The sequence below is a fragment of the Bacteroides sp. AM32-11AC genome (genome assembly GCF_003603515.1).
In the GTDB taxonomy this organism is placed as follows: domain Bacteria; phylum Bacteroidota; class Bacteroidia; order Bacteroidales; family Bacteroidaceae; genus Bacteroides; species Bacteroides uniformis.
In genome coordinates, this window is record NZ_QTNH01000011.1 from 161,292 (window position 1) to 187,073 (window position 25,782).

19 protein-coding genes and 1 tRNA gene are annotated in these 25,782 nt (G+C 48.2%); 9 read left to right on the plus strand and 11 right to left on the minus strand.

Annotation, left to right across the window (positions count from 1 at the left end; translation table 11 throughout):
* Positions 1-93 precede the first annotated feature (93 nt).
* Positions 94-1,245: a glycerate kinase gene (locus tag DW800_RS13540; RefSeq protein WP_119958135.1), complete on the plus strand. Its 1,152-nt coding sequence runs from the start codon at positions 94-96 to the stop codon at positions 1,243-1,245.
* Here DW800_RS13540 and DW800_RS13545 read toward each other — a convergent pair.
* From DW800_RS13545 to DW800_RS13580, 8 genes are all read right to left on the minus strand, one after another.
* Positions 1,242-2,582, minus strand: a complete 1,341-nt coding sequence (locus DW800_RS13545; protein WP_118936646.1) for an MATE family efflux transporter — start codon at positions 2,580-2,582, stop codon at positions 1,242-1,244. The genes DW800_RS13540 and DW800_RS13545 overlap by 4 nt on opposite strands.
* Positions 2,583-2,691: 109 nt before the next feature.
* Complete coding sequence (locus DW800_RS13550) at positions 2,692-2,874, minus strand: hypothetical protein (RefSeq protein WP_005828120.1); 183 nt, start codon at positions 2,872-2,874, stop codon at positions 2,692-2,694.
* Positions 2,875-2,938: 64 nt separating this feature from the next.
* On the minus strand, positions 2,939-3,340 hold the full coding sequence (locus DW800_RS13555) for an FKBP-type peptidyl-prolyl cis-trans isomerase (protein ID WP_005836316.1): 402 nt from the start codon (positions 3,338-3,340) through the stop codon (positions 2,939-2,941).
* Positions 3,341-3,358: 18 nt separating this feature from the next.
* A complete protein-coding gene (locus DW800_RS13560) occupies positions 3,359-3,934 on the minus strand; it encodes a flavodoxin family protein (protein ID WP_009036889.1) in 576 nt (191 codons plus the stop codon).
* 130 nt (positions 3,935-4,064) lie between these two features.
* Positions 4,065-5,312 carry a DUF1015 domain-containing protein gene (locus DW800_RS13565; protein ID WP_119958136.1) on the minus strand — a complete coding sequence of 416 codons (1,248 nt, stop codon included), beginning with the start codon at positions 5,310-5,312 and terminating at the stop codon, positions 4,065-4,067.
* A 103-nt stretch (positions 5,313-5,415) separates the two neighbouring features.
* The gene (locus DW800_RS13570; RefSeq protein WP_119958137.1) at positions 5,416-6,336 is read right to left on the minus strand and encodes an NAD(P)-dependent oxidoreductase; all 921 of its coding nucleotides are present in this window, start codon (positions 6,334-6,336) and stop codon (positions 5,416-5,418) included.
* Positions 6,337-6,446: 110 nt separating this feature from the next.
* Positions 6,447-7,514, minus strand: coding sequence for a 3-phosphoserine/phosphohydroxythreonine transaminase (gene serC, locus DW800_RS13575; protein WP_005828105.1), 1,068 nt, complete (start codon positions 7,512-7,514; stop codon positions 6,447-6,449).
* A gap of 274 nt (positions 7,515-7,788) precedes the next feature.
* Entirely contained in the window at positions 7,789-9,126 is a 1,338-nt protein-coding gene (locus DW800_RS13580) for a DEAD/DEAH box helicase (protein WP_061412874.1), read from the minus strand.
* A 374-nt stretch (positions 9,127-9,500) separates the two neighbouring features.
* Between DW800_RS13580 and DW800_RS13585 the strand changes: the two genes are divergently transcribed.
* The 3 genes from DW800_RS13585 to DW800_RS13595 all read left to right on the plus strand — a co-directional run bounded on the left by DW800_RS13585 (position 9,501) and on the right by DW800_RS13595 (position 15,721).
* Positions 9,501-12,770, plus strand: a complete 3,270-nt coding sequence (locus DW800_RS13585) for a TonB-dependent receptor domain-containing protein (protein ID WP_119958138.1) — start codon at positions 9,501-9,503, stop codon at positions 12,768-12,770.
* Between the two features lie 27 nt (positions 12,771-12,797).
* Entirely contained in the window at positions 12,798-14,282 is a 1,485-nt protein-coding gene (locus DW800_RS13590) for a BACON domain-containing protein (RefSeq protein ID WP_057253274.1), read from the plus strand.
* A gap of 110 nt (positions 14,283-14,392) precedes the next feature.
* Positions 14,393-15,721, plus strand: coding sequence for a DNA/RNA non-specific endonuclease (locus tag DW800_RS13595; RefSeq protein WP_081028762.1), 1,329 nt, complete (start codon positions 14,393-14,395; stop codon positions 15,719-15,721).
* A gap of 153 nt (positions 15,722-15,874) precedes the next feature.
* Here DW800_RS13595 and ettA read toward each other — a convergent pair whose 3' ends face one another.
* Entirely contained in the window at positions 15,875-17,572 is a 1,698-nt protein-coding gene (gene ettA, locus DW800_RS13600) for an energy-dependent translational throttle protein EttA (RefSeq protein WP_016273502.1), read from the minus strand.
* A gap of 138 nt (positions 17,573-17,710) precedes the next feature.
* On the opposite strand from ettA, the gene DW800_RS13605 reads away from it, so the two are divergent.
* Positions 17,711-17,783: transfer RNA gene (locus tag DW800_RS13605), tRNA-Lys, on the plus strand.
* 342 nt (positions 17,784-18,125) lie between these two features.
* Here the strand turns inward: DW800_RS13605 and DW800_RS13610 are convergent.
* Both DW800_RS13610 and DW800_RS13615 read right to left on the minus strand, forming a co-directional pair.
* Positions 18,126-20,330, minus strand: coding sequence for an alpha-galactosidase (locus DW800_RS13610; RefSeq protein ID WP_119958139.1), 2,205 nt, complete (start codon positions 20,328-20,330; stop codon positions 18,126-18,128).
* 100 nt (positions 20,331-20,430) lie between these two features.
* On the minus strand, positions 20,431-21,192 hold the full coding sequence (locus DW800_RS13615; protein WP_034532791.1) for an SDR family oxidoreductase: 762 nt from the start codon (positions 21,190-21,192) through the stop codon (positions 20,431-20,433).
* Positions 21,193-21,405: 213 nt separating this feature from the next.
* Here DW800_RS13615 and potA point away from each other — a divergent pair, with 213 nt between their 5' ends.
* Genes potA through DW800_RS13635 form a run of 4 tightly spaced genes read left to right on the plus strand, consistent with a single transcriptional unit; the run spans position 21,406 to position 25,772 of the window.
* Positions 21,406-22,812: a polyamine ABC transporter ATP-binding protein gene (gene potA / locus DW800_RS13620; protein WP_005828085.1), complete on the plus strand. Its 1,407-nt coding sequence runs from the start codon at positions 21,406-21,408 to the stop codon at positions 22,810-22,812.
* Between the two features lie 16 nt (positions 22,813-22,828).
* Positions 22,829-23,602 (plus strand): ABC transporter permease, encoded by a 774-nt coding sequence (locus DW800_RS13625; RefSeq protein ID WP_035457908.1) that lies wholly within the window; start codon positions 22,829-22,831, stop codon positions 23,600-23,602.
* Positions 23,599-24,390 (plus strand): ABC transporter permease, encoded by a 792-nt coding sequence (locus DW800_RS13630; protein WP_008663130.1) that lies wholly within the window; start codon positions 23,599-23,601, stop codon positions 24,388-24,390. The genes DW800_RS13625 and DW800_RS13630 overlap by 4 nt, the downstream gene beginning before the upstream one ends.
* Positions 24,391-24,434: 44 nt before the next feature.
* Positions 24,435-25,772: an ABC transporter substrate-binding protein gene (locus DW800_RS13635; protein WP_207814336.1), complete on the plus strand. Its 1,338-nt coding sequence runs from the start codon at positions 24,435-24,437 to the stop codon at positions 25,770-25,772.
* Positions 25,773-25,782: the final 10 nt, after the last annotated feature.

Here is a 25,782-nt window from a genome sequence, read left to right on the forward strand (position 1 = left end):
GCTTGCATGAAAAAGAAATGAAATTTTGTATATACCTTTGTAATTGTACAACTTGTCATCCGAAGCATGACGAAATTATAAAAGACCGCATTTATGAAAAAGATAGTGATTGCCCTTGATTCCTTTAAAGGATGTCTCACCTCGGCAGAAGCCGGAGAAGCTGCCGCCCAAGGGGTACATGCCGCATGTCCCGAATGCCGGACCATCGTGCTCCCCGTGGCCGACGGTGGAGAAGGCGTGCTCGACGTCCTGCTTGCAGCCAGTAACGGAAAACGTATCACCGTCCGTGCCCACGACCCGTTGATGCAACCGTGCGATGCCAGTTACGGTATCTCCGGAGACGGCAATACCGCATTCGTAGAAATGGCTGCCATCAGCGGACTGCCACTGGTTCCTGCCGACAAAAGGAATCCGATGAAAACCACCACCTTCGGAACGGGTGAACTGATACGCGATGCCTTGGAACGGGGATGCCTCCGTTTCGTCATCGGACTTGGAGGGAGCGCCACGAACGATGCCGGTCTGGGAATGCTGCAAGCATTGGGATTCCGTTTCTTCGATAAAGAAGGACACGAAGTGGGAAGCATGGAAAAAGGCATCGCCCTATGCGGTGCCCTTCTATCGGAAATCAGCTCCATAGACAGCTCTTCTGCCCATCCCGCACTGAAAAAGGCATGTTTCACGGCGGCGTGTGATGTACGCAATCCTTTCTTCGGTCCCAATGGAGCAGCCCACGTATTCGCTCCCCAAAAAGGAGCAGACGCAGATATGGTAAAGGAACTGGATGTTGCTATGCAGCATCTTTCAGACGTCATATTCCACACTACCGGCAAAGACGTATCCTTGCATCCCGGTGCCGGTGCGGCAGGCGGCATGGGCGGCAGTCTCCACGCATTTTTGGATGCACAGTTGAAACCCGGCATAGAGCTTTTTTTGGAAACTCTGGACTTTGCAGAAAAGATTAAGGATGCCGACCTCATCATCACTGGAGAAGGGAAATCGGACCGGCAGACTCTTATGGGGAAAGTGCCTTCGGGCATCTTGCAGGAAGCAAGAAGGCAACATATTCCCGTCATCCTGCTGGCAGGAGCGATAGAGGATGCCGGGATACTGAATGCAGCCGGATTCCGGGGCGTATTCTCCATTACCCCCTCTCCCGTCTCTTTGGAGCAGGCCATGCAGCCTAAATTTGCTCAAGAAAATATCCGAAGGACAGTGGAGCAAATTTGCCGGATTTTCTTTTAACTCCCTCTAACTCCTTTAACATACCGATAGCACCAGATACCGACCACGTCAGCAATCAGCCAGCCGATGGGGATGGACCACCAGATGCCCGTCACCCCAATCTCAGGTATCGAAGCAAGCCAGTAAGAAAGAACTACACGGGTGCCCAGCGACAGCACGGTCAGCACAACAGACATGCCCGGCATACGGATGGCCCGATAGTATCCGTACAGCAAAAACAAGATGCCGATGCCACAGTAGAAAGCACCTTCGATGCGTAGGTACGCCACTCCCACCGCAATAATCTCCGTTTCGTCCGGACGGACAAAGATAAGCATCAACGGTTTGGCAAAGATGAAAACCAATACGGACACAAGGAGCGAAAAAACAACAGCCGTGACAAATGCACTGCGAACACCCCGGTGGATACGGTCGTAACGTCCGGCCCCGAAGTTCTGTGCAATAAAGGTGGAAAAGGCGTTCCCAAATTCCTGCACGGGCATATAGGCGAAAGAGTCAATCTTCACTGCTGCCGCAAAAGCTGCCATTACCGCTGTTCCAAAGCTGTTGACAAGCCCCTGTACCATCAGAATTCCCAGATTCATCACCGACTGTTGGATGCAAGTCAGTGTAGAGAAGGAAGCTATTTCCTTCAAGCAAGTACGGTCAAAACACATGTCTTCATGATGCCATCGCAGTTCCGGACGCCTTCTGTAAGTATAAATGATGATGCCCAGAGCAGCTACTCCTTGAGCGAGGACAGTGGCCGCAGCCGCACCCTGAATCCCCCAATCCAGTTGTAGGATAAAAAACAAGTCGAGCGCTATATTCAGAACGACAGAAACTGCCAGAAACCAAAGCGGAGTGACAGAATCCCCTACTGCACGCAGCAGAGATGCGTAGAAGTTATAGATAAAGGTGAAAACTATACCGCAGAAGATTATCCACAAGTAGCTGCGCATCATGCCGTATATGTCTTGCGGAACCTGCAACAGCCGGAGAATAGGATCGAGCCAGATAAAAACGGCTACATTCAGTATCAGTGTCACGATACCTATCAGTACAAACGAACTGAATATGCTACGACGCAGTGCTACATGGTTTCCGGCACCATAATGTAAAGAGAACACAGTGCCACTGCCCATCGCCAGTCCCAGCAAAACGGATATAAGGAAAACCATCAGTGTGTATGCCGAACCGACCGCCGCCAACGCCCCTGCACCAATGCATTGGCCTACAATGAGCGTATCTGCAATGTTGTAGCATTGCTGCAAAAAAGACCCTACCAGCATGGGTAGGGTAAAATGCAATAAAGTACCGGTTATGCCTCCTTGAGTGAGGTCTCCTTTCCGTAGCATCCTGCTTTTGTTTTTAAGAGTTTCATTTCCGGGTACAAAGATACAAAACCCTCCAACAAATCATCTGGACTCGACGAAGAAAGAGGCATGTAATAAAAAAAGCAGAGGGTTAACCTCTGCTCTCCATACTGTTTTTGTCAGGATTCAGAATCTTTACGACCTGACGAACATCTCTCTTGTCTGCATTACCGTAAAGGCCAATCTGTTGTCCGGGTACTGTTCCCTTTTCATGTTCTGCCTGGGACAATGCTACTTTCGGGTCAATATGCCCTGCTTTCTTATCTATATTCATACCTATTGAGTTTTTCTAAATTCTTATATGAGAACAAGATAAAAAAGCAAATTGTTCAGCAGTGTCACGAGATATTTAGTAATTCCACTTCAAATATCAGTGTGGAATACGCCGGAATGGGTCCACTGGTACGTGTACCGTATCCCATGGTGTAAGGGATATATACAATCCAACGACTTCCGGGATGCATTCGTAGCAAGGCAATCTGCCAGCCCTCAATCACTTCATTCAGACGAAAAGCCTCCGGACAATTCCGTTTCCACGAATTATCGAACTCACGCCCATTGATAAGCGTGCCTTTATAATGCACAGATACTACACTGTTGAGACGTGGTGTCAGACCGTCTCTGCCTTCCTCCAATACCCGATAAAGTATGCCGCAAGGCAATTCCTTGATTCCTTCTGCCGTACGCAACTGTTCCAGAAACTGTTCGTTCTGCAATTTATATTCTTCTTTTCTACCCATATTGACTTTTTCAATACTTTACAATAATTTGTGCACTGCTTTCTTGCAGTTCCGCATATCCTTTTCCGTCAGCTCAGGATGCTTCTTAGTACCTCCCCTCTCAATGGTTTTCACAATCTTGAAACCACTCCATTTCAGAATCTCCCTGAAAGCTTTCACCACACCGTGCGTCTGATTATAGAGAATATTGAAAGGATAAGGGGTAGTACAAGTGCTTACCACAATCGCTTTCTTGCCCTTATGAAGCGGAAGGGGTATCCCCCAAGAGTTCTCCCCCATCATACCGTAAACCATACGGTCGAAAAGCACTTTCACTTCTCCCGGCATGTTTCCCCAATAGCAAGGGGCACCGATTATCACTGCATCGGCTTCTTTCATAGACTGCAACACTCTCTGTGCCCCATCCTCGGGCAGACAACACTTCAATGAACTGCGACACTTCATGCAACCGATGCAGGGATGTACCTGCAACTGTGGAACGTCTATATAAACTGTTCCAACTCCGCAGCCTTCAAGTTCCTGCTTCATCAGCTCCAACATTTTCGACATGTTGCCATGACGACGAGGACTACCGTTAAGAATCAATACCTTCATTGTATACTCTCAATTTTTCGGCAAAGGTCGGCATTTTCTACATAATAACCTTATTATTCTGTTTTAATCCGAAAAAAACGGGGATGTCTTTTAGTGGAAGACATCCCCGTTTCAGTTTATATCAATTCATTTAGTCCAGTTTATGAATCACCAACCCCGAACGCAACTTCGGCTCAAACCAAGTTGTCTTGGGAGGCATGATGTTGCCCGTATCGGCGATGTCCATCAGCTGCTTCATGGAAACGGGATAGAGGGCCAATGCCACTTTCATCTCACCGCTGTCCACCCGCTTCTTCAACTCTTCCAAACCACGGATGCCACCTACAAAGTCGATACGCTTGTCGGAACGGAGGTCTTTGATGCCAAGCACTTCATCCAGTATCAGATTGGAGGAGATGGTTACATCCAGTACACCAATGGGGTCGTTATCATTATAAGTACCCGGTTTGGCAGTAAGGCTGTACCACTTTCCGTCCAGATAGAGGGAGAAGTTATGCAGTCCGGACGGCTTATAGATGTCCTCACCTTTCTCCTCCACGATGAAATTCTTGCCCACAGCGGCCAGGAACTCTTCGGGAGTCATGCCGTTCAAGTCCTTCACCACCCGGTTATAGTCAATAATAGTCAACTGGTTGGCAGGGAAGCACACAGCCATGAAGTAGTTGTACTCTTCGTCACCACGGTGATTGGGATTTTGCTTGGCTTTCTCCACACCCACCAAAGCGGCAGCGGCGCTGCGATGATGCCCATCGGCAATGTAGAGAGCGGGCATTTGGGCAAACTCCTGGGTTATGGCATCAATGTCCTCCTGCTTGTCTATAATCCAGAAGGTATGGCCGAAACCGTCACCCGGAGCGATAAAGTCGTATACCGGTTTCCCCGCTGTATAACGGGAAATGACGGCATCCAGTGCAGCGTTATCGGGATAGGCAAAGAATACGGGCTCAATGTTGGCATTGTTCACGCGGACATGCTTCATACGGTCCTCCTCTTTATCACGACGAGTCAACTCGTGCTTCTTGATAACGCCGTTCATATAATCGGGAACATAGGCACCGACAACAAGACCGTACTGTGTCTTGCCGTTCATGGTCTGGGCATAGACGTAATAGTTTTCTTTATCATCCTGCACCAGCCAGCCTTTCTCCTGGAACATACGGAAGTTCTCTGCAGCTTTCTGATAAACACGTTCGTCATGCTCATCCGTACCGACGGGAAAATCTATTTCCGGCTTGATAATATGATATAGGGATTTTTCATTACCTTCCGCTTCTATGCGGGCTTCCTCTGAATTGAGTACATCATACGGGCGGGAAGCTACTTGTTCTACTAAGTCTTGGGGAGGACGGACTCCTTTGAAAGGTTTAATGATTGCCATGGTAATTAGATGTTTTAATGGAATACTTAGGCGCAGATTACACGGAACTGTACGGAAAATAAAAACTCCGTGAAATCCGCGTAATCCGCGCCTACTAAAAATATTACTTGTTTACGCGGAACTTCTCGCAACCGTCTTTCAGGAAGCCTACAATCTGCTTGGCAGCGGCAATACCTGCGTTGATATTGGCTTCAGCAGTCTGGGCCCCCATCTTTTTCGGTGTAGAGAAATAACGTCCGGCAAACTTGGCTGCAAATGTTTCATTGGCAGCAGGCATAATGTCGGTCATGTATTTCAAGTCGGTGCGCTCTTCCATCAGCTGGATAAGCTCTGCTTCATTGATGACTTCCTTACGGGCTGTGTTCACCAGCAGTCCGCCCTTCGGCATCTTGTTCACCAATGCATAATTGATGGAATTCTTCGTTTCGGCAGTTGCAGGAATATGCAGGGAAACGACGTCGCAAGTAGAGTAAAGCTCTTCAGCAGAACCCACAGCCTTCACTCCATCCTTCTCGATTACTTCTTTCGGGCAGAAAGCGTCGAACGCATAAATCTCCATACCGAAGCCTTTGGCAATACGGGCTACGTTGCGGCCTACGTTACCATAAGCGTGGATACCCAGCTTCTTGCCCATCAGTTCAGTACCGGAAGTACCGTTATACATATTACGGACAGCCATCACCATCAAGCCGAAAGCCAACTCGGCCACAGCATTGGAGTTCTGTCCCGGAGTATTCATTACACATACATTGTGGGCAGTAGCTGCTTCCAGGTCCACATTGTCATAACCGGCACCGGCACGCACCACAATCTTCAGTTCCTTGGCGGCATCCAGCACTTCAGCATCAATGATGTCACTGCGGATAATGATAGCGTTGGCATCTTTCACAGCCTCCAGCAGCTTGGCTTTTTCGCCATATTTCTCCAGCAGCACGAGTTCGTAACCTGCTGCTTCTATTTCTCTACGGATACCGTCTACTGCCACTTTGGCAAACGGTTTGTCTGTTGCAACTAATACTTTCATAATTTCATGATATTAAAAAGACTCACCACAGATGACACAGATTATCACAGAGTTTAATCATAAAAACAATCTGTGCAAATCTGTGTAATCTGTGGTGAAAAACAATATTATTAATGAAGTTTCTCAAATTCCTGCATGCAGTCAATCAAAGCCTGCACACTTTCCTTCGGCATGGCATTGTAGCAGGATGCACGGAATCCACCTACAGAACGGTGTCCCTTGATACCTACCATACCTCTTTCGGTAGCGAACTTCAAGAAGTCAGCTTCCAATTCCTTGTATTCGGGAGCCATCACAAAGCAGATGTTCATGCGTGAACGGTCTTCTTTGGCAGCCGTACCTACAAACATTTTGTTACGGTCAATTTCGGCATACAGCATATCGGCCTTTTCGATGGCACGGCGTTCCATTTCCTTCACGCCACCCTCTGCCTTAATCCAGCGCAATGTCTGCAGGGCTGCATAGATGGGGACAACGGGAGGAGTATTGAACATAGAGCCGCTGTCCACATGCGTCTGATAGTTCAGCATGGTCGGAATATAGCGGGATACCTTACCCAGAGCGTCATTCTTCACGATGACGAATGTAACACCGGAAGGAGCCAGATTCTTCTGCGCACCACCATAGATACAGATATATTTGGACACGTCGATAGGACGGGAGAAAATATCAGAAGACATATCGGCCACCATCGGAACGTTTACGTCCAAATCCTCTTTCAGTTCCGTACCGTAGATTGTATTGTTGGTAGTGATGTGGAAATAGTCTGCATCAGCAGGCACTGTATAGTCCTTCGGAATATAGGTATAAGTAGATTCAGCGGAAGAAGCGACTTCAACTACTTCACCGAATGCCTTAGCTTCTTTCATGGCTTTCTTGGCCCATACACCCGTATTCAGGTAAGCAGCTTTCTTTTCAAGGAAGTTGAAGGGTACCATGCAGAATTCCAAACTGGCACCACCGCCCAAGAACAGTACCGAATATCCTTCGGGGATATTGAGCAATTCTTTGAATAATGCCACAGCTTCGTCCACAACGGGTTGGAAGTCTTTGGCACGGTGGCTGATTTCCATCAGTGAGAGGCCTGAGCCATTGAAATCAAGAATAGCCTGTGCCGTATTCTCAATCACCTCACGAGGAAGGATAGAAGGTCCTGCATTGAAATTATGCTTTTTCATTTGAAGTTTGTTTTGGTTATACAATTTCGTTCATTAATGTCTTTCGACTTTGCGAAATTACGGAAATATTTCTTCAAAACAAACCTTTCCTGATGAAATTCTATTTTTAAGCCGCATTTAGCTTACTTTTTAATGGTTTATACAAGATATATGCACCATTTTGTTATCTTTACTTATCAAGGATAATACTTTTAGAGAAACTAAAAGCAAGGCGGTTTCATTACTTCATATTCAAAAGAATAAGCGCAAATAAAATGAATATTTATAAGATAAATCACTTTGCTTCCTCGATAACAGTTTTCATTCCCTTGATTTTTTCACCGCGTACCAGCGTCAGCAATTGTTTCATTTTACTGCGGCGCACGGCTACAAAGGCATAGTGTTCCTTTACGTCCACCTGCCCGACATCTTCACGCGCCATTCCTCCTTTTTTATACAAGAAGCCGACAATATCTATCTTGTTCAACTTATCCTTTTTCCCTTTACCTATATATAAGGTAGCCCATCGGGGCTTGGCCGGTTTGGGAAGCGTCTCCGGAAACTCGTACGTTTCGATGTCTTCAGAAATGTACTCGGGTACCCGCTCCTCGGCATGCAGGACAAGATATGCATTTCCCGATGCCTCCCAACGGGCAGTACGTCCATTACGGTGCGTATAGGCTTCCTCGTTTACGGGAGGATGGTAATGCACCACATTCTCAATACCCGGAATATCCAGTCCGCGGGCGGCAAGGTCTGTGGATATCAGCACGGCGCAACTGCCATTACGGAACTTGTAAAGCGCACGTTCGCGGTCGGGCTGCTCCATACCTCCATGAAACATGTCGCAAGGGAACTTCCTGGCTTTCAGGTACCCGGCAACACGCTCCACGCTTTCACGATAATTGCAGAATACCAAGGTGGAATGACAACCGAGGGTACAAAGCAGGTTATAGAGGGTTTCCAGTTTGTCCTTCTCCGGAGAAACAACCTTGTGCAGCCGCAGACGCGGAGCAAGAGCTTCCGGAGTAAGAAAATCAAGCTTCATGAGCCGGGAGCCGGAAGACGGGGAATCACCTCCTACTCCGGCAAATTGCGGTATTTCCTCTGCATCGGTGGCCGAGAGAAGCACACGCTTTTTCAGTGAGGGAAGCTGCCCGATAACCTCTGCCATCTCGTCATGGAAGCCGAACTCAAGACACTTGTCGAATTCATCTATCACCAGAGTGACGACAGTGGCGGCATTGAAATTTTCTTTCCTCAAATGGTCGCTCATACGTCCCGGAGTACCGATAATGACGGTGGGATGAATGCCTTTCATTGTCCGGTGTTCTTCCATGGCAGGGCGTCCGCCATAGCAGCTCATAGCTTTGAAAGGAGTTCCCATAGACTTGAACACAGTTTCTATCTGCAAAGCCAATTCGCGTGAAGGTACTAGTACAAGAGCCTGCACACCTTGTATATCCGCTTTCAAGGTCTGTACCAGCGGAAGGAGAAAAGCCAGTGTCTTACCCGAACCGGTGGGCGAAAGAAGTACTAAATCTTTAGCTGATTGATAGGCTTCCTTAGCAGCCTCCTGCATCGGCGTAAGTTCTTGTATCTTCAAATTATGAAGTATATCCGAAAGTTCCATGAATATCTCTTTTTTAATCAATATGCAAAGATACGGATAAGAAGTCAGTTTCCATCAAAACAAAAACAGCTTTTAAGAAAGCTACCTAAAATCATGACATGCCCGTCAATCGAATAGGAGAAAATTAAAGTCGTTTTCTCCCACTTTAATTTTGGGGAAGTAAAGATATTGAGGTTGTCAAGGACGTGCTCAATCAACCTGTTTCTTCAGGTAGATTGAGCACGTCCTTGACAAAATCACCGTTTTCTTTTGACAAATACATTTTTATACCAAAGATATAATAAAAATTGTAATTGATATGTAACGGTAATCTGAAAGTTATTGTTTAAATTTGCAACGTTTTTTAATAGTTTAATCATATTAATTAAAATCTCATGGCAAAAAGAATGCGATTCATTCTTTCCACAATTATGGTGATAGTCGCAATGACAGCTAAGGCTCAGGTGACTACCTCCTCATTAAGTGGAAAGGTAACAGACCCAGACAAGGAAGCCATTATCGGTGCAACAGTTCAGGCTATACACGAGCCTTCCGGGACACGATATGGCGCAATTACAAACATCGATGGTCGTTATACCATTCAAGGTATGCGGGCAGGCGGACCTTACAGCGTGGAAGTCTCTTACATCGGTTACCAAACAATGATGTTTAAGGATGTAACTCTTCAATTAGGTGAAGTCTACAATCTGAATGTACAGATGAAAGAATCATCAGAGCTTCTTGAGGAAGTGGTTGTTACAGCTCAAAAGACTAAATTTGCCTCCGAGAAGACCGGAGCGACAACCAACATTTCCAATACACAGATTACCAGCATGCCTTCTGTAAGCCGTAGCATTACCGACTATTCCCGTTTGTCTGCTTACGGTGGTAATGGGATGTCGTTTGCCGGATCTGACGGTCGTACAGCCAACTTCACAATCGACGGTGCCAACTTCAACAACAACTTCGGTTTGAGTTCCAACCTGCCTGGTGGCGGTAATCCGGTCTCTATAGAGGCGATTGACGAAATTCAGATTGTCATATCTCCGTTTGATGTACGCCAGACCAACTTCATCGGTGGCGGTATCAATGCCATTACCAAATCAGGTACCAATACTTACAAAGGTACAGCTTATATTTATCACCAGAATGAAAACATGCGCGGTGATGCCATTGATCGTGAAACAATCTTAGGTGCCCGCGAGAAAGACCAGTCAACTACATATGGTTTTACTATTGGCGGTCCGATAATCAAGAACAAGCTCTTTTTCTTTGCAAACGGCGAGCTGCAGAATACTCCTGCAATTGCCAATCGCTGGCGTGCTTCCGAAGACGGTGTGGCCAATGCAGATGCATACATCTCACGTGCAACCGTTGCCGACCTTCAGAAAGTGTCCGATATAGCAAAAGAAAGATATGGCTATAACACAGGCTCATTCAGCAGCTTCCCGTCCGACAATAAGAATACTAAATTATTGGCACGTATAGACTGGAACATCAACAACAACCATCGCTTGGCTTTGCGTTATAACTATACCAAGAATACCGTATGGAATGCCCCTAACGCTTCCTCTATGGACGGTGGTACTCGTATGTCGGGTAGTCGTACTTCACAGTATGCCATGTCGTATGCCAACTCCATGTATTCCTTGGATAACTTGGTACATTCATTGTCTTTCGACCTTAACAGCCGCTTCTCTGCTACCTTGTCCAACCAGTTTTTGGCAACATTCTCCAAGTTGGATGACGTACGTGGTACTAATTCCAGTATTTTCCCATTTGTCGATATTTTGAAAGACAATCAAAACTACATCTCTTTTGGTGAAGAACTTTTCACTTACAATAACGCAGTCCACAACACAGTGTGGAATATAAAGGATGACGTAACTTACTATACCGGCAATCATAAAATCATGGTTGGCTTGAACTATGAGCATCAAATGGCCGACAACCAGTATCTCCGTAACGGTACAGGATATTATCGCTATACCAGCCTGGATGACTTTGTTCAAGGAGCTGCTCCGGAAATTGTATGTTTGACTTATGGCTATAACGGTGAAAACGAACCTGCATCACGTGTTCAGTACAATAAATTGGGCTTCTACTTGCAAGACGAATGGAACGTACGTTCCGATTTCAAGGTTACAGCCGGTCTGCGCTTCGACGGACTCTTCTTTGATAATGGTGACTTGATGACCAACAATGCCATTCTTGACCTTGACTACAACGGTCGTCATATCGATACCGGCAAATGGCCCGGAAACTCATTGACAGTATCTCCTCGTATAGGTTTCAGTTGGGATATACTTGGCAACAATACTTTGAAGCTGCGTGGTGGTAGCGGTTTGTTCTCCGGACGTCTGCCTTTGGTATTCTTTACCAATATGCCTACCAATGGCGGTATGATTCAATATCAGGCGCAAGTCAATGCCAAGAATGCAAAAGACAAAGGTTTCACTATGGATGAATTCAAAGGTGGAATCCTTTCCACAGAAGCTCTGAAACAAAAGCTTTATGATTTGGGTTATCCTCAGACAATCAAACCGGAAGACGGTACAGTTCCTTCAAGCATTTGCGGCGTCGATCCCGACTTTAAAATGCCACAGGTCTGGAAGTCTTCAATTGCCGTGGATTATACAGTACCCGTATCATTCCCATTGAACGTGACGGTAGAAGGAATCTATAACAAGACACTTAATGCCGCCATGCTGAAAGACTGGAGCCAGAAAGATATAAACGGCTTTACACGCTTCAATGGTGCTGACAACCGTCCTGTATTCCCGTCTGACGCTACTTATACGGACGAGGCCGGCAAGAGTCTGCCCAGTGCTTACATGCTTGAGAATACAAGCCGCGGTTACGGATGGTCGACCAGCGTTACCGTGAACGCAGCGCCTGCCAAATGGATTAATTTGATGGCTGCTTATACGCATACAGTATCTAAGGAGGTGACTTCACTTCCGGGTTCCAATGCTTCTTCAGTACTCAACTACCTTTCTACATACGAAGGTGTCAACAACTTCCGTTTGCACAATGGCCTTAACGTTACTCCCGACCGTTTCATTGCAAGTGCCACTATCAACGACAAGAGCGGCAACCACTTTAGTTTGATTTACGAGACTTGGCGTGGCGGTTACAATTACTCTTACATGCTTGCCAACGACATAAACGGTGACGGTTACAACTACGATGCCATTTATATCCCTACAGACAAGCAAGTTGCCGACGGTTCATTCCGTTTCGTTAGCGAGGATGACAAGACACGCTTCATGGATTATGTACACAACGACTCATACCTTAAGAATAATCAGGGTAAATATGCTGAGCCCAACAGTCTTTATTCTCCTTGGGTACACCGTGTAGATTTCTCTTATAAGCACGATTTCAACTTGAATGTATGTGGTGCCAAGCACAAATTGCAGCTGAGCTTTGACATGAAGAACGTGCTTAATTTCTTCAATTCAAGCTGGGGAGTAAGTAAGCATTTGAATCCTGCTATCGGTAACGAAGCCCGTATCTTGAAGTATGAAGGTGTAGACGCTGAAGGTTTTGCTACATTCTCAACTCCGGAGTCTATAAATGGCAACACCAAGACTTGGACTCTCAACCATGCTATTGGTCAGTGCTGGTATGCTTCTATCGGTATTAAGTATTGCTTTAACTGATTATCAATTTAAATATAATCGAAGAATATGAAAAAATATCTATTTATAGTACTTGCTGCTGTGATTTCCCTTTTCTCAAGCTGTGCTGAAGATGATGCAGCAATAGGCTTGTCAGGATTGAAGGTTTCACAGTCGTACGTTGCGCTGCCGGTTGAAGGAGGTAGCACTGACATTACAATTGAATCGAAGTCCGAATGGATTATCACAGGTAACGACAAGGCCGATTGGCTTACCATCTCTACAACTCAAGGTCCTCAAGGCGAAAGCAAAATCACATTCTCTGCTGATGAAGCTGTGGATGGCCGTTCAGTGGAACTGAAGCTGAGCAGCGCCAATGAAACTCAGAACTTGACTATCATGCAAGGCTTGCCAGTCATTTCGGAAGCTACTTGTGCCGAGGTAATAGCCGGTCCCGACAAGAAGACTTATAAAGTGACCGGTGTTGTTTCAAATATTTCCAACACCGTTTACGGCAACTGGGACATTGTGGATGCCACCGGTAAGGTTTACGTCTATGGAACTTTGGACGCCAAAGGCAATACGAAGAATTTTGCCAGCCTGGGTCTGGAAGAAGGCGATGAGGTAACAATACAAGGTCCCAAAACCACCTACGGTACTACAGTTGAGCTTGTTGATGTTACTGTGCTCAAGATTAACAAATCGCTCATCAAGGTCGACTCTGTCTACAATGATGTACTTCCGGTTGAGGGTGGTATCTTTGAGGCATACATCATAACCAAAGGCAACGGCGTTTCTGTAGAAATTCCTGAGGATGCCAAAGAATGGTTGTCTATTGTCTCTATCGACCAGAAAGGAACAGATGCTTGCGTGAAGTTCCGGGCTGCCCGAAACGAAGGTGGTGACCGTTCAACCAGCATTACATTCCGCACTACTGACGGTAAAAAAGATTACACAAGCAAGACTGAACTCTCACAGCAGGGCGCCATCGTTGAAGCTACTGTTGCTGAATTCATTGCCGCCGAGGTTGGTGCTACACAATACCGCATTAGTGGTGTAGTGACCAAGATTGCTAATACCCAATATGGCAATATCTACATCAAGGATTTCTCGGGTGATGTATATATCTATGGCATCAAAGATTTTGCTGATTCTAATATCAAGGAAGGTGATATTGTAACTCTCGTTGGTCCACGTGCCGAATACAAAGGTACTCCGCAGATGACCAATGCCGTTGCAGAGGACGTGAAGAGTGTAAAAACAGTTACTGTTGCTGATTTCCTTGCAGCAGAGGAAAGCCCTTCACAATATTACCAGTTGACCGGTACTGTATCAAATATCGCAAGTACCCTTTATGGTAATTTTGATATTACAGATGAAAGCGGCAAGGTATATGTTTATGGTCTTCTTACAGGCTGGAAAGGCGCAAGCAAACAGTTCGAATCACTGGGTATTGTTGAAGGTGATAAGATTACTATATGCGGTGTTCGTACCAGCTACAAAGATTCCGATCAAGTGGGAAGCGCATTCTTCATTTCTAAAGTGACTGAATAAAGAATTTTTTATAATAAAGTAAAATCCGCACTGCCATCACAGTATATGTAGATGACATTGCGGATTTCTTTTTCAATTTTATATATGATATGAATAAAAGATATTACAATTTGATTTTAGCGATTTGCCTGTTGCTGCCATTGTTCTGTGGATGTAGCTCAGATGATTCTTCAGAAATGAATGAACATCCCACTATCAATGACATTCAATTCACTGAACAAGGTTCCAAGCGTGAAGTACTATATGCTATTGATGGTAGCAAAGGCTTGACATTGGATGAATCAATCCGTTCGCAAATCAGTATTGCAGCCAATAAGACTATTTCCGGTGACGGATTCACCTTTTCAGAAGAATTTGATACTGATAATCTATCGTCACTTCCCGATTACTCCACCGTAAAGCAATGGAGTGACAAGGCTGTGGCCAAAGCAAAAACTTCTTATTGGGTACGCTATCAGCTTCCTTCACAAGTTGCCATGTTCAAACTTCGCATCGCATACGTTGATGGGATAAATGTAGGAGTGGAGCATAATGCAGCCCAAAAAATTGTGATAGAAAACAAAAATGCGAATGTATCCGCCCAAGGACAAAATTACGTGACAGAATACGAAATGCCACATCTGATGGAGGGTAATACCTACGTGGAGCATGAAGTTACGGCCGGTGGCAACAAGGTGCTTAACTATGCAATGGAATGGAACGACCACATGAAACATTCTCGCTGGGTGGCCTATAGCTACGATGCCATTACGGGGGTGAAAAATGTAACCAGAAGTGATGACGCCTGGGCAGTAGACCCATTGCTGCCGGAGAGTATGAGGGTTGACAATAGCTGGCATACCAATGACGGATTCGACCGAGGACACCTCTGTGCTTCCGATGACCGTTCTTTTTCTACAGAAGCCAATAAGCAGACTTTCTACTTCAGCAACATGAGTCCACAACTCAACTCATTCAATGGCGGTTACTGGGTTACCTTCGAGCAGTTACTCAATTCATGGGTGCGCAAGGACAATGCCTTTGGAAGTGTGTACGATAAAATCTATGTGGCAAAAGGTGGAACGCTCGACAAGCTATTGATAGATTATAAGGGAACCAAGGCAGGAGGAGATGGAGTGATGCCCGCTACTGACTCAAATGGTTTCACATCAAAAGGATTGCCTGTTCCACAATATTACTTCATTGCCGTATTGGCTCATCGTGCCAATCAGCTTGTTGACATAGCTACATCCTATCAGGCCATAGGTTTTTGGGTGGAACATCGTGATGACTACGGCTATACTTTTGAACATCCGCTGAATAGGGATGACACCAAAGCAAATGCCATCAGTATTGATGAACTTGAAAGCAAGACAGGCATAGACTTCTTCTGCAATCTTCCCGATTATATTGAGGATGAAGTGGAGAGTAGCTATAATGTCACCGATTGGGCCTGGTAGTATCATGTGCTACGAATGAATATTCGTGAATCCTGACATGAATAATGGTATATTACACACTCCCTAAGTGACGAGTAGATAATAAGAAGAGAGAGGGAGGTTTGCCTTATGGCTGACCTCCCTCTCTCCTATTTGTTCTTTGAAATACTCAAATCAGTCATTCATGAGCTTTCTATAACGTACACGGGTGGGTTCTTCTTTCCCAAGACGTTTCTGTTTATTTTCCTCATATTCGGAATAAGAGCCCTCAAAGAAGAACACATTGGAGTCTCCTTCGAAAGCGAGGATATGCGTACAGATACGGTCGAGGAACCAACGGTCGTGACTGATGACCACGGCACATCCGGCAAAGTCCTCCAAACCTTCTTCGAGAGCACGGAGCGTATTCACGTCGATGTCGTTGGTGGGCTCGTCCAGCAACAGCACATTACCTTCTTCCTTCAAGCAGAGCGCCAGGTGCAGACGGTTGCGCTCACCACCGGAAAGCACCCCGCAGAGCTTTTCTTGGTCGGCGCCGGAGAAGTTGAAACGGGACAGATAGGCGCGTGCATTGATGTCGCGTCCACCCATGCGAATTAGGTCGTTTCCACCGGAGATGACTTGATATACGCTCTTGTTGGGGTCGATATCCTTGTGCTGCTGGTCCACGTAGGCCACCTTTACGGTCTCCCCTACCTCAAACTCGCCTTTATCTGCCTTTTCCAGCCCCATGATAAGGCGGAAAAGCGTGGTCTTACCGGCACCGTTAGGGCCGATGATACCCACGATTCCGTTGGGTGGAAGCATGAAGTTGAGGTCGTCGAACAGCAGTTTGTCGCCGAACGCCTTTGCCACCTGCTTGGCTTCAATCACCTTGTTGCCCAGACGGGGGCCGTTCGGGATAAAGATTTCCAGCTTCTCTTCCTTCTCTTTCACGTCCTCGTTCAGTAATTTGTCGTAGGAGTTCAGACGGGCTTTCCCCTTTGCCTGACGAGCTTTGGGAGCCATACGTACCCATTCCAGCTCGCGTTCCAGTGTCTTGCGGCGCTTGCTGGCTGTCTTTTCTTCCTGCTCCATGCGCTTAGTTTTCTGTTCCAGCCAACTGGAGTAGTTCCCCTTCCAGGGGATGCCCTCGCCACGGTCCAGTTCAAGAATCCAGCCTGCCACATGGTCAAGGAAATAACGGTCGTGCGTCACGGCAATCACCGTACCCTCGTACTGCTGCAAGTGTTGTTCCAGCCAGTCGATAGATTCGGCATCAAGGTGGTTAGTGGGCTCGTCGAGGAGAAGCACATCGGGCTTCTGCAACAATAGGCGGCAAAGGGCCACACGGCGGCGCTCACCACCGGAAAGATGTTCTACGGACTGGTCTTCGGGCGGACAACGGAGGGCATCCATGGCACGCTCCAGCTTGCTGTCGAGGTTCCAGGCATCGGTCGCGTCGATGATGTCCTGCAATTCGGCCTGACGGGAGAAGAGCTTGTCCATCTTGTCCTGGTCCTCATAATATTCGGGCAAGCCGAACTTCTGGTTGATTTCCTCGTATTCTGCCAGCGCGTCCACAATGGGCTGCACGCCTTCCATTACAATTTCCTTCACGGTCTTGGTGGGGTCGAGGTACGGTTCCTGAGCCAGATATCCCACAGAATATCCCGGCGAGAACACCACTTCGCCCTGATAGGACTTATCCAATCCGGCGATAATCTTCAGCAGGGTCGATTTACCCGAACCGTTCAGACCGATGATACCGATTTTTGCCCCGTAGAAGAACGAGAGGTAAATGTTCTTCAGTACCTGCTTGTTGTTCTGCTGAATGGTTTTATTCAGCCCAACCATAGAAAAGATAATCTTTTTATCGTCTACTGTTGCCATGTATTTAATGATTAATGTTCAGTGATAATGATTAATATCAAGGATTAATGGGGACAAAGATAAGAAAAAAGATGATATTATTTTGCAATTTTCAAAAAAGTATCTATCTTTGCATCCGCTTAACAGCAATGAAGGATTGAATCGCTAGCTCAGCAGGTAGAGCACAACACTTTTAATGTTGGGGTCTTGGGTTCGAGCCCCAAGCGGTTCACATAGAAACAAAGTCAGAAGGCGACAAAAAGAAAAAAGTCCTACAATATCAATGTATTGTGGGACTTTTTTTATGTTTCCATCTTACCTGAAAGTCCCAAAAGGGTACGAAAAGAAAAGTTGGACATCCAAACAGTGGTACAATTGGTACAGTGGGTACAGCGCCTCTTCTGCTTCACACACATGTGCTTATGTACATTACTTCATAACGCGTACATTATTTATATACATGCGTGTGTGAGATAGAAGAGACGCTGTACCACTGTACCAACTGTACCCATCAACCTCACCTTTACGCCGCTCAAGTTCACCTTTACGCGGCTAAACCTCACCTTTATTCACGTCATTTCACCTCTTCCAGATAAAGCACACGGCTTGAATAGTCGGTCTGTTTGTGGTAGTCCACCTTATGTGTGTAAGGAATCTCCAACCCGTTTGCCATCAGATAGGCACCGCTGAAAGTCTTTCCTTCATAGTTCAAGGGAACATTATCTATACGGTTCAGTTCATGCACCCGGTATTGCTTGTCGGCACAGAGCCCTGCCATCTTCACACGCGGCAGGTGCTGGTTACAGAAATGTTCCGTCTTCCACCAATAGAAGACTGCCTTGTCCTTCTCCGGAGCCACGTACATCAGAGAAGCCACACCTTGCTTGTCATAAGGAGAGAGCAGGCGGTAAATGTCTCCCAACTGTACTACGGGACGGATGGTCTTGTACTCGGCAATGGCATTCTTGCAAAGAGCCTTTTCTTCTTCCGTCATATTTTTGGGCTGGATTTCCATACCCAAACGACCACTCATGGCAACGTCTATCCGATATTTCAGAGGGATGGTGCGGAACGTCTGATGATTGGGGGCAGCACTGATATGCGATGCCATAGCGATGGCGGGGAAGAAATAGGAAGTTCCCCACTGCATATAGACACGTTGCAGGGCATCGGTATTGTCGCTTACCCAGAACTCGTCGAAGTAAGGCAGCACTCCGTAGTTGGCACGACCGCCTCCACTGGCACATGCCTGGATGGTAAGGTCGGGATATTTGGCACGGATGCGCTGGCAGATTTTCTCGAAGCCGCGGTGGAATTCGATGTACATGTGGCTCTGATTATCCTTCGTCAGATATTGCGAACCGTGGTTCTGGACAGACATATTGGCGTCCCACTTGATGTAATCTATTTCAGGATAAGAGGTCATCAGGTTGTCTACCACACCGAAAACGAAGTCCTGCACGGCAGGATTGGCAAGGTCAAGCACTACCTGCGTGCCGCCGCGTCCCAACACAACGTCACGTTCGGAAGCTTTAAGTACCCAGTCGGGATGCTTCTCGTAGAGTTCGCTGGTAGTGTTCGCCATCTCCGGCTCAATCCAGATGCCAAACTTGACGCCATGTTTCTTGGCATCACTCAGCAAGCCTTCAATACCGTTCGGAAGCTTGTTCTTGTCCACCACCCAGTCGCCGAGTGATGAGCTGTCGTTCTTACGGGGATACTTGTCGCCAAACCAGCCATCGTCCATCACGAACAACTCGCCACCCATGGAGGCAATGTCCGCCATCATTTGGTCCATACCTTGCTGGTTGATGTCAAAGTACACGCCTTCCCAACTATTCAAAAGAATCTTGCGGGGGGTAGTGCCGTGCGCCAGTTTGTGCAGGCGTGCCCAGCGATGGAAGTTACGGCTGCCGCCACTCAAGCCTTCATTACTATAAGTCAGGGCAAGTTCGGGTGTGCGGAAAAGCTCGTCCTTCTTCAAGGAATAAGTAGAGTTTTCTTCGTTGATTCCGGCAAAGAAATGGTGGTATTCATCATCGTGCGTCTCAATGCGGAGCTTGTAGTTGCCGCTGTAACAGAGGGCTGCACCAATCACGTTGCCCGTGTTCTCCTGCGGACGGCCGTCAAGGGAGAACATCACTTCGGCATGGTCAGTATGGGAATTGCGCACACCGTCCTTATTCTTGATAACCTTCATGCCCGGAGTGAGAGGTTCCTGCGTCAAAACCCCTTCATTGGCCCAGGAGCCGGAGAGATGGGATAGCCATACATCGCCACGGCGGATGGGCAGATAGCCGGAAGCAAACTGATTGAGCACCACCGGCTTCTTCTCCTGATGGGAGATTTCAGTCCAGGATTCTATCACGTCGGCATCCTGCCAGGCACGGTAACAGACGTTGACGAAGAAGGGATACACCTTGTCCTTCAGCGCCACGACAGTCGTCACGGCATTCCCTTCCTTCTCGGTAGTCACATTCAGCACTTCGAGCTGGAGGGTCATGTTACCGTCGGCATGCTTCACAGCGAGGGCCGTCTCCACGGGAGCGTTCAATCCATATTCGGGATAGGCTGCATGGCTCGCTTCTGCCGCAGAGATATTCTGCAAGTCGGCTTCAGAAAGTCTGTTACCATAATACAAGTGTCTCAGTGTACCGCCTTCAGGAGCCGAAAGCACCAAAGAGGTTTTCGGAGTGGATACACATACGTTTTGAGCCAACAAACTGCCGATCAGCAGCAGTACTCCAAAGAGGAAATTTGTTCGTTTCTTGAAATTCATGCTTTTCTTGTTTAGATTCTATATTCATTTAGCTGTGCGCAAATGTAGGCGTTTCCCCGAAGATAAAATAGTATCATTTTATCATATCCTTATACAAATTCTATTTCCGGCTGACAATTGTCCCCGTGGCCTGGTTGGCAGGCATCACCAGCACTTCCGCAATCTGGATATGTTCGGGGACGGCAGCGGCGAAATAGACCACTTCGGCTATATCGTCGCCGGTCAGCGGGCGTATACCTTTATATACATTATCGGCCGCCTCCCGGTTACCACGGAAACGGACGACGGAGAAATTGGTTTCCACCAACCCCGGCTTGATATTCGTTACGCGTACCGGGGTATCTACCAGGTCGATGCGGAGTCCGTCGGAAAGGGCCTTGACGGCAGCCTTGCAAGCACAGTACACACTGCCTCCCGGATAAGCGTAATCTCCGGCAATGGACCCCATATTGATAACATGACCACGGCCACGCTCCACCATACCGGGAACCACGAGGCGGGTCATGGCAAGCAAGGCTTTCACGTTAGTGTCGATGACAATGTCCCATTCATCCAGGTTACCTTCATGTTCCTTGTCCACCCCAATGACGAGTCCGGCATTGTTCACCAGTATGTCTACCGCCTTCCATTCCTCCGGAAGGGATTCGAGGGCGGCACGGGCAGCCTGCCGGTCGCGGACATCGAAAGGAAGCAGATACACATCGGCTCCATATTTCTCCAACAATTCTTTCTTTACAGCATTCAGTTTCTCCACATTACGGCCATTGAGTATAAGCCGGTAACCGTTCATGGCAAATTTACGCGCGCAGCCTTCCCCTATTCCCGAGGAGGCTCCGGTGATGAGTACAATCTTCTTTTCCATCATGTTATTAAGTTTTAATATCAATACTGCCAACAAAGGTATTACTTATTATTTTAACTTCATAGGAATAATGAATTTTAGAGTAAGGCGAAAAATCCCGATAAATTATGTAACTTTGCACCCGCTTTTTGAAAGCCCGAGAAACTGTTTTGATTTTATTTCAGCTTTCTTCTGAGATTTGTTTAATTCGTTTGGATAAAGTAAAAGACGCTTATGCAAAAGTCCGATTGCATCATCGGTGTGGAGCACGTATCGAAATTTTTCGGAGATAAGGCCGTGCTGAATGATGTGAATTTGTCTGTCCGTAAGGGCGAGTTTGTAACAATACTGGGACCGTCCGGCTGCGGAAAGACAACACTGTTGCGCCTCATTGCAGGCTTTCAGACAGCCTCGGAAGGAGTGATAACCATTGCCGGAAAGGACATCACGCAGACACCGCCGCACAAGCGTCCGGTAAACACCGTGTTCCAGAAGTACGCCCTCTTCCCCCACCTCAACGTGTTCAACAACATTGCCTTCGGGCTGAAGCTGAAGAAGCTGCCCGGTGCCACCATCGAGAAGAAGGTAAAGCAAGCCCTGCGCATGGTGGGCATGACGGACTATGAGGACCGCGACGTAGACTCCCTTTCCGGCGGGCAGCAACAGCGCGTAGCCATTGCCCGAGCCATCGTCAACGAACCCGAAGTGCTGCTACTGGACGAACCCCTTGCCGCCCTGGACCTAAAAATGCGCAAGGACATGCAGATGGAGCTAAAGGAGATGCACCAGAAGCTGGGCATCACCTTCGTATATGTGACCCACGACCAGGAAGAGGCACTGACCTTGAGCGATACCATCGTCGTGATGAGCGAAGGACGCATCCAGCAAATAGGCGTGCCGACGGACATCTACAACGAACCCATCAACTCCTTCGTAGCAGACTTCATTGGTGAAAGCAACATCTTGAACGGAGTTATGATAAAGGATAAAGCCGTCACCTTCTGCGGACACGAATTTGAATGCGTGGACACGGGATTTGGCGAGCAGATGCAGGTAGACGTAGTGATTCGCCCCGAAGACATCTACATCTTCGATGTATCCGACGCCGCACAGCTGACGGGGACCGTAACCAGCTGCATCTTTAAAGGCGTACACTACGAAATGCTGGTGCAGACGCGCGAAGGCTACGAGCTGATGGTGCAGGACTACCATGCCTTCGAGGCAGGACGCGAAGTCGGCCTGCTGGTGAAACCCTTCGACATCCACGTAATGAAGAAGGAACGCACCTGCAACACCTTCGAGGGAAAGCTGGTGGACGAGACGCACGTAGACTTCCTGGGCTGTAACTTCGAGTGCCTCCCCGTGCAGGGCATCGAGCCGGGCAGCGCCGTGCAAGTGGAAGTAGACTTCCAGCACGTCATCCTCGAAGACAACGAAGAGGACGGCCGACTGACGGGTGAAGTGAAATTCATACTCTACAAAGGGAACCATTACCACTTGACCGTGTTTACGGACTGGGACGAAGACATCTTTGTCGACACCAACGACGTGTGGGACGACGGCGACCGCGTAGGTATCACCATCGCCCCTCAAAATATACGGATTGTTCAATCTCTTAATAAGGAAGGAAGTGCTCAATAAGTTATCCCATTTCTTCATGCGCCGGCGCAACTGGACGGTACCCTACGCGCTGTTTCTGCTTGTATTTGTCATAGTACCGCTGCTGCTCATCGTGCTCTATGCCTTTACGGACGAAGGGGGAGCGTTTACGCTGGCCAACTTCCGCAAGTTCATGATGCACCCCGAAGCGATGAACACGTTTGTCTACTCCATCGGAATAGCCGTTATCACCACGCTGGTCTGCCTGCTGCTGGGCTATCCGGCAGCGTATATCCTGAGCCAGAAGCAATTCAACACCTCACGCACCATGGTGGTGCTGTTCATCCTCCCCATGTGGGTGAATATCTTGATACGTACGCTTGCCACAGTGGCGCTGTTCGACTTCCTGAACCTGCCGCTAGGCGAAGGTGCCCTTGTGTTCGGTATGGTCTACAACTTCCTGCCGTTCATGATATACCCCATTTACAACACCCTTCAGAAGATGGACCACAATCTGATTGAGGCTGCGCAGGACTTGGGAGCCTCTCCTACCCGCGTATTCGGCAAGGTGATTCTGCCGCTCTCCATGCCGGGAGTGATGAGCGGCATAGTGATGGTGTTTATGCCTACGGTTTCTACCTTTGCCATTGCCGAGTTGCTGACAATGAACAACATCAAACTGTTCGGCACCACGGTGCAAGAGAATATTTACAACGGAATGTGGAACTACGGTGCCGCCCTCTCGCTCATCATGCTGCTGCTGATAGGCATCACCATCCTCTTTACCAACGAGGAGGACGGGGCATCGAATGAAAGCGGAGGTGTGATATGATGACACGAATCTTAACCCGCGGCTACTTGTGGCTGCTGCTGGCGTTGCTCTACTCGCCCATCTTAATTATTATGATATTCTCCTTCACGGAGGCAAAGGTGCTGGGCAACTGGACGGGATTCTCCACCAAGCTGTACAGCTCCTTGTTTACGGGCGGGATGCACCACTCGCTGATAAATGCTATCTGGAACACATTCGCCATTGCCCTGCTTGCCGCCACCGCCAGTACGGCGCTGGGCAGCATTGCAGCCATCGGCATCTTCAATCTGCGCTCGCGCACACGGCAGGTAATGAACTTCGCCAATGCCATCCCGATGATGAATGCAGACATTATCACCGGTGTGTCGCTGTTCCTGCTGTTCGTCAGCTTCGGCATATCGCAAGGATTCACCACAGTGGTACTGGCACACATCACTTTCTGCACGCCCTACGTGGTGCTCAGCGTAATGCCCCGGCTCAAGAAGATGAACCAGAATGTCTACGAGGCGGCACTCGACCTGGGCGCCACACCGTTCCAAGCACTGCGCAAGGTTATTCTACCGGAGATATTTCCGGGTATGATAAGCGGATTCATCCTTGCTTTCACGCTCTCCATCGACGACTTTGCCGTGACCATCTTCACCATCGGCAACCAGGGGCTGGAAACGCTCTCCACCTACATCTACGCCGATGCGCGCAAGGGTGGACTGACGCCGGAACTGCGGCCACTCTCCACCATCATCTTCGTGACGGTGCTGGTGCTGCTGATTGTAATCAACAAGCGGGCCGAACGGACGAAAAACGATTGATGTGAGTGATGAGTTATAAGTTATCAATTGTCAAGAACAAGATGATGAAAAGGATAATAAACATACTGATTCTACTGTGCTGTATCGCATCCCTCTCCTCTTGTGGAAACTCTACAGAAGAGCGCAGCCGTGTACTGAAGATATACAACTGGGCGGACTACATCGATGAAGATGTGCTTGCCGAATTTCCCGACTGGTACAAGCAGCAGACGGGCGAAGACCTCCGTATCATCTACCAGGTGTTCGATATCAACGAAATCATGCTCACCAAAATTGAGCGCGGGCACGAGGACTTCGACGTCGTATGCCCCTCGGAGTACATCATCGAACGCATGCTTCGCAAAGACCTCCTGCTACCCATCGACCGCAACTTCGGTCACACGCCGGACTACATCCCCAACGTGTCGCCCTACATTCGCCACGAGCTGAACAAGACCTCGCAACCGGAACGCCAGACCGAGGACTATGCCGTGCCCTACATGTGGGGCACCGCTGGTATCCTCTTCAACAAAAAGTTTATTACCGCCGAAGAGGCCGACACATGGGACATCCTCTGGGACTCCAAAAACCGCGGCAAAATACTGATGAAGGACAGCTTCCGCGATGCCTACGGTACCGCCATCATCTACGCCCACGCCCGGGAGCTGGCCGACAGCACCGTCACCGTAGAGCAACTGATGAACGACAACTCCCCGCAGGCCATCGCCCTGGCCGAGCAACGCCTCAAGGAGATGAAACCCAACATCGCCGGCTGGGAAGCCGACTTCGGCAAGGAAATGATGACCAAGAACAAGGCGTGGATTAACTTCACCTGGAGCGGCGACGCCGTCTGGGCCATCGAGGAGGCCGATGCCGTGGGTGTGGAACTGGACTACACCGTCCCCTGCGAAGGCAGCAACATCTGGTACGACGGCTGGGTAATCCCCCGCTACGCCCGCAACGTGAAGGCGGCAAGTTATTTCATCAACTACCTCTGCCAGCCTTCCGTGGCACTGCGCAACATGGATGCTATCGGCTACGTCAGCGCCGTAGCCACACCGGAAATCATGGAGGCCAAGACCGATACCACGCTCGACGTGCACTCCGACCTCAGCTACTTCTTCGGCCCCCTGCCCGGAGCCGACAGCCTGCAGATAGACCCGGTACAATATCCTGACCGCCGAGTAGTGGAACGCTGCGCCATGATACGCGACTTCGGCGACCGCACGGAACTGGTGCTCGAGATGTGGAGCCGCGTGAAAGGTGACAATCTCAACACAGGCATCGTGCTGCTCATCTTCGCCGTTTTCGGTCTGCTCTTCATCTGGCTGGTATATGCCAAGATACGAAAGTACAAGCAGAAACGCCGCCACCGTCTCCGCAGAAAGCGGAAAAGGGGATGAACAACACATT